This is a genomic window from Mucilaginibacter sp. SG564 (genome assembly GCF_013149275.1).
Classification (GTDB): domain Bacteria; phylum Bacteroidota; class Bacteroidia; order Sphingobacteriales; family Sphingobacteriaceae; genus Mucilaginibacter.
The window spans coordinates 177,914-190,520 of record NZ_JABGNA010000007.1 but is presented as its reverse complement, the minus strand read 5'-3'; the positions used below and the strand labels follow the sequence as shown (position 1 = coordinate 190,520).

11 protein-coding genes are annotated in these 12,607 nt (G+C 42.5%); 6 read left to right on the top strand and 5 right to left on the bottom strand.

What is annotated here, in order from left to right; all coding sequences use genetic code 11:
- Positions 1-94 precede the first annotated feature (94 nt).
- On the bottom strand, positions 95-2,569 hold the full coding sequence (lon, locus tag FHW89_RS17360; protein ID WP_172336321.1) for an endopeptidase La: 2,475 nt from the start codon (positions 2,567-2,569) through the stop codon (positions 95-97).
- Positions 2,570-2,937: 368 nt separating this feature from the next.
- Between lon and FHW89_RS17355 the strand changes: the two genes are divergently transcribed.
- Positions 2,938-3,579 (top strand): tetratricopeptide repeat protein, encoded by a 642-nt coding sequence (locus FHW89_RS17355; protein ID WP_172336320.1) that lies wholly within the window; start codon positions 2,938-2,940, stop codon positions 3,577-3,579.
- Positions 3,580-3,775: 196 nt separating this feature from the next.
- Here the strand turns inward: FHW89_RS17355 and FHW89_RS17350 are convergent, their stop codons facing one another.
- Together FHW89_RS17350 and gpmI are read right to left on the bottom strand one after the other, a co-directional pair.
- Complete coding sequence (locus tag FHW89_RS17350; protein WP_172336319.1) at positions 3,776-4,321, bottom strand: hypothetical protein; 546 nt, start codon at positions 4,319-4,321, stop codon at positions 3,776-3,778.
- 1 nt (position 4,322) lies between these two features.
- Positions 4,323-5,846, bottom strand: coding sequence for a 2,3-bisphosphoglycerate-independent phosphoglycerate mutase (gene gpmI, locus FHW89_RS17345; protein ID WP_172336318.1), 1,524 nt, complete (start codon positions 5,844-5,846; stop codon positions 4,323-4,325).
- A 188-nt stretch (positions 5,847-6,034) separates the two neighbouring features.
- On the opposite strand from gpmI, the gene FHW89_RS17340 reads away from it, so the two are divergent.
- The 5 genes from FHW89_RS17340 (at position 6,035) to FHW89_RS17320 (ending at position 9,770) form a co-directional block, all read left to right on the top strand.
- Positions 6,035-6,430 carry a DUF4783 domain-containing protein gene (locus FHW89_RS17340; RefSeq protein ID WP_172336317.1) on the top strand — a complete coding sequence of 132 codons (396 nt, stop codon included), beginning with the start codon at positions 6,035-6,037 and terminating at the stop codon, positions 6,428-6,430.
- Positions 6,431-6,560: 130 nt separating this feature from the next.
- Complete coding sequence (nadC, locus tag FHW89_RS17335; RefSeq protein WP_172336316.1) at positions 6,561-7,403, top strand: carboxylating nicotinate-nucleotide diphosphorylase; 843 nt, start codon at positions 6,561-6,563, stop codon at positions 7,401-7,403.
- Positions 7,404-7,508: 105 nt separating this feature from the next.
- Positions 7,509-8,156 (top strand): glycerol-3-phosphate 1-O-acyltransferase PlsY, encoded by a 648-nt coding sequence (gene plsY, locus FHW89_RS17330; RefSeq protein ID WP_076374174.1) that lies wholly within the window; start codon positions 7,509-7,511, stop codon positions 8,154-8,156.
- A gap of 5 nt (positions 8,157-8,161) precedes the next feature.
- Positions 8,162-8,962, top strand: a complete 801-nt coding sequence (locus FHW89_RS17325; protein ID WP_172336315.1) for a M48 family metallopeptidase — start codon at positions 8,162-8,164, stop codon at positions 8,960-8,962.
- Between the two features lie 82 nt (positions 8,963-9,044).
- On the top strand, positions 9,045-9,770 hold the full coding sequence (locus FHW89_RS17320) for a YqjF family protein (protein WP_172336314.1): 726 nt from the start codon (positions 9,045-9,047) through the stop codon (positions 9,768-9,770).
- Positions 9,771-9,956: 186 nt separating this feature from the next.
- On the opposite strand, the gene FHW89_RS17315 is transcribed toward FHW89_RS17320, so the two are convergent.
- Together FHW89_RS17315 and FHW89_RS17310 are read right to left on the bottom strand one after the other, a co-directional pair.
- On the bottom strand, positions 9,957-11,225 hold the full coding sequence (locus FHW89_RS17315; protein WP_371742463.1) for an anthranilate synthase component I family protein: 1,269 nt from the start codon (positions 11,223-11,225) through the stop codon (positions 9,957-9,959).
- Positions 11,226-11,293: 68 nt separating this feature from the next.
- Positions 11,294-12,571, bottom strand: coding sequence for an adenylosuccinate synthase (locus FHW89_RS17310; protein WP_172336312.1), 1,278 nt, complete (start codon positions 12,569-12,571; stop codon positions 11,294-11,296).
- Between the last annotated feature and the right edge of the window lie 36 nt (positions 12,572-12,607).

The following is a 12,607-nucleotide window of genomic DNA, read 5'->3' as shown; positions in this document are numbered from 1 at the left end:
TTGTAAAATATATCAGCGCCTAATATAGAAAAATTGAGCTGATTTATGTATGCACAAAAAAAGAGGGGTTAAATTATTTTTAACCCCTCTTTTTTTAATTAGCTATCGGCTTTTCGTCTTCCTTGACGGTAAGATCGATCGGATGACTTACCTTTTCATCCAGGAGTGCCAGCGCGATAACCTCGCGCATATCCGCTACATAATGAAAGCTTAGATCCTTGATATAATCTTCTTTGATCTCCAGAATATCTTTCTGGTTGGATTTACATAGAATGATCTCTTTAATATTGGCGCGTTTGGCTGCCAGTATTTTTTCTTTGATACCACCTACGGCTAAAACACGGCCGCGCAGGGTGATCTCGCCGGTCATGGCCAGGTTAGGTTTTACCTTACGTTGGGTAAATGCCGAAACCAGGGCGGTAAGCATGGTTATACCAGCCGATGGGCCATCTTTTGGTGTAGCGCCTGCAGGTACGTGCACATGCACATCCCATTGGTCAAATAACTTCGGGTTGATGTTGAAATAGTCGGCGTGTGCACGCAGGTAAGCTAAGGCGATAGTCACCGATTCCTTCATCACATCGCCCAGGCTGCCCGTTAAGGTTAAACGTCCTTTACCCGGGCTTAAACTAGCTTCAATGAACAGGATATCGCCGCCAACCGATGTCCAGGCCAGACCTGTAACTACACCGGCAACGTCGTTACCTTCATAAAGGTCCTTATCATAGATAGGGGCACCCAGTATTTTTTCGATATCTTTCTTGTTTACCACGGGATTGTATTCCTCTTCCATGGCAATGTTTTTGGCTACACCGCGCACTACCGAACCTATTTTTTTCTCCAACGCGCGTACACCCGACTCACGGGTATAGTCAACGATGAGCTTTTCCAATACATCGGTTTTAAGGCTTACATCTTTCAACTTTAGGCCATGCGCTTCGCGCTGTTTTGGCAATAGGTGTTGTTTGGCAATCTCTATCTTTTCTTCAATGGTATAGCCATTTACTTCGATGATCTCCATCCTGTCTAAAAGGGCTGGTTGGATGGTGCTTAATGAATTGGCTGTAGCAATGAACATCACGTTCGACAGATCGAAGTCCATCTCCACATAGTGGTCATAAAAAGTACTGTTTTGTTCAGGGTCGAGTACTTCTAATAAAGCCGATGATGGATCTCCGCGGAAATCGTTACCCACTTTATCAATTTCATCCAGTATAAACACAGGGTTGGCCGCACCTGCTTTTTTAACCGATTGTATGATACGGCCCGGCATCGCACCAATATAAGTTTTGCGGTGCCCCCTTATTTCGGCCTCATCACGGATACCGCCCAAGGCCATACGTACATATTTACGTCCAAGCGCTTTAGCTATTGATTTTCCTAGGGATGTTTTACCAACTCCCGGAGGGCCCACCAAACAAAGTATAGGGGCTTTCATATCGTGCTTTAACTTAAGCACAGCCAGGTATTCAATAATACGTTGTTTTACTTTATCCAGGCCAAAATGGTCTTTATCCAACACCTTTTGTGCCCGTTTAAGATCGAAATTATCTTTGGTGAACTCATTCCAGGGCAGATCCAGTAACAACTCAAGATAGTTGATTTGCACCGAATAGTCTGCAGCTGCCGGGTTGGTTCTGGCCAGTTTTTCGAGTTCCTTAGCAAAATGATCTTTTACTTCCTTGGCCCACTTCTTTTTCAAGGCACGTTGGCGCAGGTCATCAATTTCCAGATCGGGTGAATTACCGCCTAATTCTTCCTGGATGGTTTTTAATTGTTGATTTAAAAAGTAATCGCGCTGCTGTTTATCCAGATCAACACGTACTTTGGTTTGGATCTGGTTTTTAAGCTCCAGCATCTGCAGATCAAGCGTGAGGTGTTCCAATACCATGTTGGCCCGCTCGCGCAGGTTGGCAACCTCCAGCAGGCGTTGTTTGGCAGCCATATCTGCATTCATGTTTGATGAAATAAAATTGATCAAAAATGAAGTGCTTTCGATATTTCGGATGGCTATACCGGCCTCGCTCGGGATATTGGGCGATAATTGTATAATGTTCATGGCCATATCTTTAATAGACGATACCATGGCTTTAAATTCCTTATCCTCTTTGGCCTTTATTTCTTTAAAAGGTTCAACAGTAGCTTTTATATAAGGCTCGCTTTGTACTTCATCTTTTAAAACAAAACGCTTTTTACCCTGAATGATAACTGTGGTGTTACCATCGGGCATTTGTAGCATTTTGATGATGAGGGCAATGGTGCCAATTTTATTTAACTGGTTAAAATTAGGGTCTTCTATCCCCACATCCTGTTGCGCAACTACCCCAATCATGCGATTGCCTTTGTTGGCGTCACGTATCAGTTTAATTGATTTGTCTCTGCCAACCGTTATCGGTATTACCACACCCGGAAATAGAACGGTGTTACGTAAAGGCAATATGGATAATACCTCCGGCATTTCCTCATTGTTCATTTCCTCCTCGTCTTCGGTAGACATTAGCGGAAAAAACTCTGAGTCTTCGTTTATAACCGGTAGCGCATTTTTAAAATCGAATGGATCAAAAGTCATTAATTATATATTATATAGATAAAACCGTCATGTTGTCAGCCTGCATTACTATGAGGCTGTAAAATACAGGTAAAACCACGGTTGTTACTTGTTGTAACCTATGTTTCAAGAGCTGTGCCAAGATATGGTTATAATGCTTAACAAGCAATATGGCAGTATATTGGTTTGCCCGTTTGTTTATTACAAGTGACTTATAAGTTAATCAATTAAATGAGAAATTATTGATAAATATGAAAAAAAGTCATACTATAGCCTTCTGGAATTTTTTTGAAAACGATATTTTTTTAAAGAAAAGTACCGTTTGGCATAATAATTCGATGTAATGGTAGTTATTGTTATACCGTTTCTGTTTCACTATTAATAGCTAAATGAAGTTATCGGTCATTGTATCTTTTCTGATTATGTCCTCGCTCGAAACAGCAGTGGCACAAAGTGCCTATGTAAAAATGGGACAGCAGGCCTTGATGGATGGCGATTTCAGATCGGCGGTATCTCACTTGGAGAAGGCCTGTATCACAGATTCAACCAACGCCAACGCGCTGTGGATGTTGGGCTACTCTTATTACCATAGCGATAATTATAAAAAATCAATAGCTGCTTATACCCGTGTTATTGCCATAAAACCTGCGGATGCTTCGGCCTATTATTACCGGGCCAGGGCAAAAAGCTACCTGGGGAAAGATAACCAAACGTCGCCTGCGGATAAGGAATTATACCTGTTAGGGGCAATTGTTGACCTGACCAAGGCCATATCTATCAGCAGCGACCCAAATGATAGTAAATTCTACCAGAACAGGGGACTTGCTTACCGTGATTACGGATTATTTAAACTACAGAATAACTCACATTTCTACGATAGGGCAAGGGGTATAAATTCCCTTAAAGCATCCATAACCGATCTTGAAAAAGTGCTGAACGATAACCCCGGAAGAATGGATATTGCCAATCTGATCGATCAGTCAAAAGATAAACTTTCACAGGCTGTTAGCCCTGCAGTAGCCCGCCATTAAGGGGGATTTTTAGATTTCTTGGATTATTGGATTTTTAGACAGAGGATCAAAGATCTCTAGACTATAGAATTTTTGGACTTTTGAGACAAAGGAGAAAGCCCCCAAGATTTCATTGGGAATAGAACAAATTTAGTTTTACATTTTTATTCCCCCATCTAACACTCCTAAAATCTAATAGTCCCAAAATCCAATAGTCCTACTTAACCAAAACCCCTTCAATACGATAATTGTTACGGCCCATTAACCGCACTTGCTGCCATTTTTCAATCAGATAGGCCGAATCTGGGAAATAGCTTAATTTTTCGCGGGTTTCATACAGCAGGTTTTTGGTATGATTAAAAATGAGCACCCATTTTATTTGAGCACCATTTTTTCTGATCACGATGCGGGTAGTACGCAGATCGGGGTATTTGGCCTGATATACGATCAAACTATCGGTGGTTTGAACCTTGTAGCTGTTTTTCCAGGCTGGCCGGTTAATATCTGATTGGATGAACAGGTTTAACTCCTGTCCCCAATTGGTAATATGTACAGTTTTATTTTCTGTTACACCGTTATGGGTTACGGTTTTATTAACCAGCGGATTTAGTTTGGTGAGCTTTGCCGTGTCGGTTTTGAAAAAGCCGCTTATATCGACGTATTTGAGTACAGCGCCGCTTTGCTTGATATCCGGCCTGCATGATGGCAAGCCGGATATAAGCAGTATACCGCCCAAAAAGGCGGTTATGGGTAATGATTTCAATTTATACCAATACATTCCCGGTCATTTCCGCAGGGATAGCTACGCCCAGTATACTTAAAATGGTAGGGGCAACATCGCCAAGTTTACCATCCTTTACCTGTTTTACATCTTTATCAATAATAATACAAGGCACCAGGTTGGTGGTATGCGCTGTATTTGGCGAACCATCTTCGTTGATCATATAATCGGCATTGCCATGATCGGCCAGGATGATGAAGGAATAGCCATTGGCCAAACCTGCTTCAACCACCGCTTTGGTGCAGGCATCGGCGGTTTCGGCGGCTTTAACCACAGCGCTGAAAACACCGGTATGGCCCACCATATCGGTATTGGCAAAATTAAGACAAACAAAATCGGGCCAGCCGCTTTCCAGTTCAGGAATGATAGCGTCACGGATACCTGCGGCGTTCATTTCGGGCTGCAGATCATAAGTGGCTACCTTTGGCGATGGGGCCAGTAAGCGCTTTTCGTTATCAAATTCTTTTTCGCGACCGCCAGAAAAGAAGAAGGTTACGTGCGGATATTTCTCCGTTTCGGCTATCCTGATCTGTGTTTTGCCTGCATTTTGCAAAATCTCGCCCAGGGTTTTGGTCAGGTCCTCTTTGTTAAACACCACCTGTACGTTCTTAAAGGTTTCGTCGTACGGGGTCATAGTGATATAACGGATAGCCAGCGGGTGCAGATTATATTCTGGGAACGATTTCTGCGTTAATGCTATACTGATCTCGCGACCCCTGTCTGTACGGAAATTGAAGCAGATCACCACATCACCCTCTTTTATAACGGCCAATGGTTTGCCATCGGCATCAACACGTACAATTGGTTTTATAAATTCATCGGTTACACCTTCTTCGTATGATTTTTTGATCAGGTCTGTAATGTGCTGGGTTGCTTCTCCCTCGCCGTTAACCAGCAGGTCATAGGCCAGTTTTACCCTTTCCCAACGATTATCGCGGTCCATGGCATAATACCTGCCAATAGCAGATGCAATCTTTGCATCAGATCCATCGATATATTGCTCCAGATCGGTAACAAAGCCTAATCCCGATTTAGGATCAGTATCGCGGCCATCTAAAAAAGCATGGATGTATACATTTTTAACATCCAATTGCTTCGCGGCATCGCACAAACCTTTTACATGCCTGATATGGGAGTGAACCCCACCATCAGAAACCAGGCCGATGAAATGTACATCGCGGTTGTTTTGTTTGGCATATTCAAAAGCATCTTTCAGTACCGGGATGGTTGGCAGTTCATTATCGTCAACCGCTTTATGTATGCGCCCCAACTCCTGGTAAACTATGCGACCAGCGCCCAGGTTCATGTGCCCAACTTCTGAGTTGCCCATTTGCCCTGCGGGTAAACCTACAGCGGTTCCGGATGCTTCGAGTTTTGAATTTGGATATTGCTGCAGCAAACTATCAACAAAAGGAGTGTTTGCGGCAAGTATAGCGTTCGACTGGTCGTTACGGCCATAACCCCAGCCATCAAGAATAATTAATGCGAGTTTTTTTTGATTTTCCACATCGCAAATATAAAGGCAACGCTGTACTTTATATGATTATTTTTTTAATTTCGGTTTACGGAATATACTATTCATGATTTGATAATAATTGTCTGTAAAAACAGTTATATCTTATTTGAAGGTCAATAGCCCCGTTGATTCTAATTAATAATCCGTATTGTTTAAAATTCTGTTTATTAAATAATTATATGAAGCTGGTTTGTCTGTCCTCGTTTATTATGCTGTTTCTTTTGCCTGGCTTTACACCAGCCGATCCGATAGATGATGTAGCCAACCTTTTAAAGTTGGGTAATACCAGGGAATTGGCTAAATCATTTGCCTCCAGCGTTGAAATCACATTAATGGCCGAGGAGAATATTTACTCCCAGGCGCAAGCTACCCTAATACTGGATAAATTTTTCTCCAAAAATAAACCCAAAAGCATCAAATTACTGCATAAAGTAAACTCAAGCGCTAATTATCGTTTTGGGGTATTTATTTTAACTACCGATACCGGCTTGTACCGGGTTGCCTTTACCCTGAAGGATGTAGGTGGCAAAATGTCAATCATTGAACTCCGGATTGAGAATGAGAAGGTGAAGTGATTTTTAGTCGATTGTCCATGGTTAACTCATGAACAATAAACATTATTTACTATGGACTATAGACCATCGACCATGGACATCAAAAAAATCTGCAAAATGTTGTTACTTTTGAGGTTTAAATTGAATACTCTTGGATAAGGAACTAATACACCATTTTATAATTGAAGCTTTAAAGGAAGATGTTGGTGATGGCGACCATACTTCTTTATCAACCATACCTGCCGATAGCACCGGTAAAGCAAAACTTTTGGTGAAAGACGAAGGCATACTGGCCGGAGTTGAACTGGCACTGGAGATTTTTAAAATAGTTGATGCCGACCTGAAAGTAAATGTGTTTTTGAATGATGGGGCTGCTATAAAACCCCAGGACGTGGCTTTTGAGGTAGAAGGCAATTCGCAAAGTATTTTAAAAGCCGAACGTTTGGTATTGAACTGTATGCAGCGCATGTCGGGCATCGCCACTAAAACACGGCAGATAGTTGACCTGTTAAAAGATACCAATACCAAAGTACTGGATACCCGTAAAACGACCCCAGGCCTGCGCTATCTTGAAAAGTGGGCGGTACGGATCGGGGGCGGTGTTAACCACCGTTTTGGTTTGTATGATATGATCCTGATCAAAGATAATCACGTTGATTATGCCGGAGGTATAAGACAAGCCATTGAAAGGGCCAATCAATACCTTATCGACAACAACAAAAAACTGGCTATTGAAATAGAAGTGCGTAATCTGGATGAGCTTGGTCAGGTTTTACAAACGGGCCATGTAAACCGTATTTTGTTAGATAACTTTAACTTTGCCAACCTAAAGCAAGCTGTTAATATTATTCAGGGCCGTTTTATTACCGAAGCATCGGGTGGGATAACCATTGATAATATACGTGGTTATGCAGAGTGCGGGGTTGATTATATATCGGTAGGAGCCCTAACTCACTCCATTAAAAGTCTTGACCTGAGTCTTAAAGCTATCTGATTTTCGCATTTAGAAATCAGTATTCGCAATTTAGGGTTTAACGTTAAGCGTTTAAATGATGATAAAAAATTTAGTACCGTATCAATTTCGTAATATTGCAGGGAAATGATAACCGTTTATTCAGTTTCAGCGCTCATTCTGGCTTATCTCTGCGGGTCTATACCTACAGCCGTTTGGATAGGGCTGGCTTTTTATGATATTGATGTTCGTGAGTATGGCAGCGGAAACGCCGGTGCAACCAATACTTTCAGGGTGTTGGGTAAAAAGGCCGGTATACCTGTAATGCTGCTGGATATTTTAAAAGGATGGACAGCAACTAACCTGGCCTACTTTATTGGGGTATCAACCACCGGTCCGTCTAACTCTATAGCTTATACCAATTACGCGCTTGCTTTGGGCATAGCCGCGGTAATGGGCCATCTGTTCCCGATTTTTGCGGGTTTTCGAGGTGGTAAAGGTGTAGCTACCTTATTTGGAATGATTTTGGCTATTCATTTACATGCCGCTTTATTATGTGTTTTGGTATTTGTGATAGTGTTGTTAACTACCAGGTATGTTTCGCTTAGCTCTATTGCCGCTGCGTTTACATATCCTATCGGAGTTTCGTTTATTTTTCCAACGTCAATCCGGTCGGTAGTTATTTATGGTATGTGCATATGCTTGCTCATATTGGTAACGCACCAGAAAAATATCGAACGCTTATTAAAAGGCACAGAGTCGAAAGTTAATTTTTTAAAGAAGAAAACTACCTGATCATCATGAAAAAATTCAGACCTGCCCTTGCTCTGATATTTATCATTGCATTGAATTCCTGTTCAACAGTGCCGTTAACCGGTCGCCGGCAGCTAAGCCTGGTAGGCGATGCCGAAGTAAACCAATCGGCGGCAGCCAGCTACAAACAATTATTAACAGATCCTAAAACCAAGGTTGTTGGCAGTGGTGCCGATGCTCAGCGGGTTAAACGGATTGGCAGCAATCTGGCTGCTTCCATTGAGCAATACCTGCAACAGAATGGTTATGCCAATCAATATAACTTTCAGTGGGAGTTTAACCTCATACAAAGCAGCGAGGTAAATGCCTGGTGTATGCCGGGTGGTAAAGTAGCCGTATATAGCGGTTTATTACCTGTTGCTAATACTGATGCATATCTGGCCGTTGTAATGGGGCATGAGATTGGTCATGCGATAGCCAGGCACTCTGCCGAACGTATATCCCAGCAAACCCTGGCCCAGTTTGGCGGTTCATTGGCCGGTATAGCTGTAGCCAAACAGTCGCAGGTAATGCAGGGGCTTTTTAGCCAGGCGTATGGTGTCGGTACGCAGGTTGTTTTATTAAAATATTCCCGTGATCAGGAATCAGAAGCCGACCGATTAGGACTTACCTTTATGGCCATGGCAGGATATGATCCGCATGAAGCTGTAGGTTTTTGGCAGCGTATGGCTGCTCAGAATAAAGGTGGCGCTCCACCAGAGTTGCTCAGTACACACCCTTCTGATGCTACACGTATAGCTAATATCCAGCGCCTTATACCTGAGGCCATGAAATATTATAAAAAATAATGCAAATAATAAAAGGTCTCATTTTCAATGGGACCTTTTATTATACTACTCTTCGGTTGTATTGGCATTTTACATTCGCAACATGGCTAAACGTCAATTTTTACAGGCACAGTGGAAAAACCTGGTGATGATCAATTACGAGGTTGATCCGCAAATATTAGATGCGTATTTACCGCCTGGTACCGAACTTGACCTTTGGCAGGGAAAGGCACTGGTAAGTATGGTGGGTTTTGTATTTGCCAATACGCGTGTGCTGGGTATCAAATGGCCTGGGCATGTAAATTTTGAAGAGGTAAATCTGCGTTTTTATGTAAGGTATTATAACGGGAGTGAATGGAAGCGCGGTGCTGTTTTTGTAAGCGAGATAGTACCCAAAAATATGATAGCCCTTATTGCCAATAACCTATATAAAGAGCATTACAGCGCGATGCCCATGCGAAGTTCAATTGTTCTTACCGGGGATGGACATACGGAGTTTTTATATGAATGGAAATTCAAAGGCAAGTGGAACAAATTGGGCGCCACTGCGAATAATCAATTAGTGGATATTGCACCCGGCAGCGCCGAAGAATTTATCCTGGAACATTACTGGGGTTACAATAAATTATCCGATTTCAGCACAATGGAATACCAGGTTGAGCATATCTCCTGGCAAACCGGTTCGGTTAAAGATCACGTGTTTGAGGCAGAAGTTGCCGGACTTTATGGGGAGGCCTTTGAACCTTATCTGAAAAAAGAGCCTGTGTCGGTATTTTTTGCAGCAGGGTCTGATATTAAAGTGAGGATGGGGGATAAGATAACTATATAGCCTGGGACTTAATAAAATAAACGCGTCATTGCGAGGAACGAAGCAATCCCTACACAAGCAGGTAAATTATACATATCCACTCTGTATAGCATAGAGATTATTAATGTTGTGTTTGTTTTTATTAGTATTAATGAACTCCGGTCTGTTGTCTTCGTTCCTCGCAATGACGTGAAGATGGACATTATCTTACCTCGTCACTCCCAGAACTTCCATTACCGCCTGTGCTTTGAGCAGGCATTCCTCATATTCTTTTTCCGGATCGGCATGGTAAGTGATCGCGCTACCGGCATGGAACGATAGGTATTGGTTTGCCGAATTGTACAAGAGCGTACGAATAACCACATTCAGATCAAAATCATTATCCGGACTTAAATAACCGATAGCTCCTGAGTATACCCCCCTTTTACTGCGCTCATATTGCTCCATGAGTTGCATGGCGCTTATCTTAGGAGCGCCGGTCATGCTACCCATAGGAAAAGTGTTTTTGATAGCTTGTATGGCCGATAAGCCCTCCTGAAGCTCGCATACCACGGTTGATATCATTTGATGCACATATTCAAAACTATGTATACCAAATAGCTCTTCGGTTTTAACGGTGCCCTGTTTGGCAGATCGGGTCAGATCGTTCCGCACCAGGTCAACTATCATCACGTTTTCCTGGAGTTCTTTGGGGTGGTTGCGTAGTTGTTGTTTGATCTGTTCGTCAACCTGCACATCTATGTGGCGTTTGGCGGTACCTTTTATAGGTTGTGATATTAATTTATTGCCACGTTTGGCCAGGAAACGCTCTGGCGATGCGCCCAATATATAGTTGTCTTTCCACTTGAAAAAGGTGCTGAACGGATTTGGCGAAACCTCGTTAAGCTGTATAAATATACCCAGTGGATCTATCTGTGCATATTCAGCAAAAAACTCCTGGCAAAAATTGGTTACATAAATATCACCACGGCTGATGTGCTCCTGGATACCCTTTACGGCATCAATATATTCTTGCCTGCTAAAGCGGGATTTTAACACTATAGCTAGTTGTTCAGTATACATGATCAATTCCTGTTGATCAATCAGCTTAAAAATCTGTTCAGACTCATCGCTGATGATCTCTGTTTTGCCATCCTTAATGATAATAAGATGTAAGGGCGCGAAAAAATAAAGATCAGGGAATTCTAATCCATCCGGGTTAGCCGACAATAAGCGCTCTGTTTCATTCTTTAAATCATAACCGAAGAATCCGGTTATCCAGCCTGGGTTATTTTGGCGAAAGGTTTCCAGTTGATCAAAAGCGTGCCCGGCATGTGTGGTCACTTCGTCTTTTGTCCCAATAGCTATTAGTGTATCAAATTTGCTGTAAGGATCATTAAAACCGTTGGATTCCAGGTAGCAAACCGCATCAAATGACGAGGCCCATTGCAAGGCCTTTTGTTTAAACAGGGGAAGATTTTTAATTGGGGCAATCACAAGGCAAAAATAAAAACAAAAAGACCGCATAAAGCGGCCTTTTATAAATAATATAAGGCAATGAATTCTTAGTGCATTACCAGGGTTTGTTTCCTGTCGGGCCCTACGGATAGGTATTTAACAGGAACACCTAACTCTGCTTCTAAATAATCAATGTATGATTGCAGTTTGGCAGGAATCTCAGATAGTTCGGTAATACCGGTCAGGTCTTCGTTCCAGCCATCAATTTCTTTCAAAATTGGCTCTGGGCTTACCGAACAGATATCGTAAGGCATGTAGTCAATTTTTTCGCCCAGGTAGTTGTAATGGGTGCAGGCATATATTTTATCAAAACCGCTTAATACATCGGCTTTGGTCATTACCAGTTGGGTAACGCCATTCAGCATGATGGCGTATTTTAAAGCCGGCAGATCAATCCATCCGGTACGGCGTGGCCTTCCAGTGGTCGCGCCAAATTCATGGCCTGTCTGGCGTAATTCTTCGCCTGTTTCATTCTCCAGTTCGGTAGGGAAAGGGCCACCACCAACACGGGTGCAATAAGCTTTAAAAATACCTATTACCTCGCCAATTTGTTGCGGCGCTATACCTAAACCTGTACAGGCCCCGGCGGCGGTTGTATTTGATGAAGTAACAAAAGGATATGAACCAAAGTCGATATCGAGCATAGCTCCCTGCGCGCCTTCGGCCAGTACTTTTTTACCTTGTTTAATGTAGTTGTTTACCAGATGCTCAGAATCAACCAGTGGGAACTGACGCAGCAGATCAAGCGCTTCAAAAAACGCTGCTTCGCGTTCCGAAAAATCGGCCACTTCGCCATATAATGCTTGCAGCATGGATACATGCTTATCAACCAGTTTCTGGTAACGTTCTTTAAAATCGGGCAGGGTGATATCTCCTATACGCAAACCGTTACGACCGGTTTTGTCCATATAAGTAGGGCCAATACCTTTTAAGGTAGAACCAATTTTGCCATCACCCATCTTTTTTTCATTAGCGGCATCAAGCAACTGGTGTGTTGGTAATATAAGGTGAGCCTTTTTAGCTATCAGCAAATTCTTTTTTGCTAAGAGGTCATGCCCGGCATCTTTCAGTTTTTCTAATTCTTTTTTCAGCGTGATCGGGTCGATCACCACACCATTACCTATCAGGTTCATGGTATTCTCAAAAAATATACCTGAAGGAATGGTATTTAAAACGAATTTTTTACCGTCAAATTCCAAAGTATGCCCGGCATTGGGGCCGCCCTGGAAACGTGCTATCAGGTCATAACCTGCACTAAGCACATCAACAATTTTTCCTTTACCTTCATCGCCCCATTGGAGGCCTAATAATACGTCAACAGCCATTTATGTTATGTAAATTCAGAGTATGATATTAAGGGG

What these genes read in the sequence shown, in the direction of transcription:
- lon (WP_172336321.1), bottom strand. Translation starts at nt 2,569, where the DNA reads ATGACTTTTGATCCATTCGATTTTAAAAATGCGCTACCGGTTATAAAC.
- FHW89_RS17355 (WP_172336320.1), top strand. Translation starts at nt 2,938, where the DNA reads ATGAAGTTATCGGTCATTGTATCTTTTCTGATTATGTCCTCGCTCGAA.
- FHW89_RS17340 (WP_172336317.1), top strand. Translation starts at nt 6,035, where the DNA reads ATGAAGCTGGTTTGTCTGTCCTCGTTTATTATGCTGTTTCTTTTGCCT.
- plsY (WP_076374174.1), top strand. Translation starts at nt 7,509, where the DNA reads ATGATAACCGTTTATTCAGTTTCAGCGCTCATTCTGGCTTATCTCTGC.
- FHW89_RS17325 (WP_172336315.1), top strand. Translation starts at nt 8,162, where the DNA reads ATGAAAAAATTCAGACCTGCCCTTGCTCTGATATTTATCATTGCATTG.
- FHW89_RS17320 (WP_172336314.1), top strand. Translation starts at nt 9,045, where the DNA reads ATGGCTAAACGTCAATTTTTACAGGCACAGTGGAAAAACCTGGTGATG.
- FHW89_RS17310 (WP_172336312.1), bottom strand. Translation starts at nt 12,571, where the DNA reads ATGGCTGTTGACGTATTATTAGGCCTCCAATGGGGCGATGAAGGTAAA.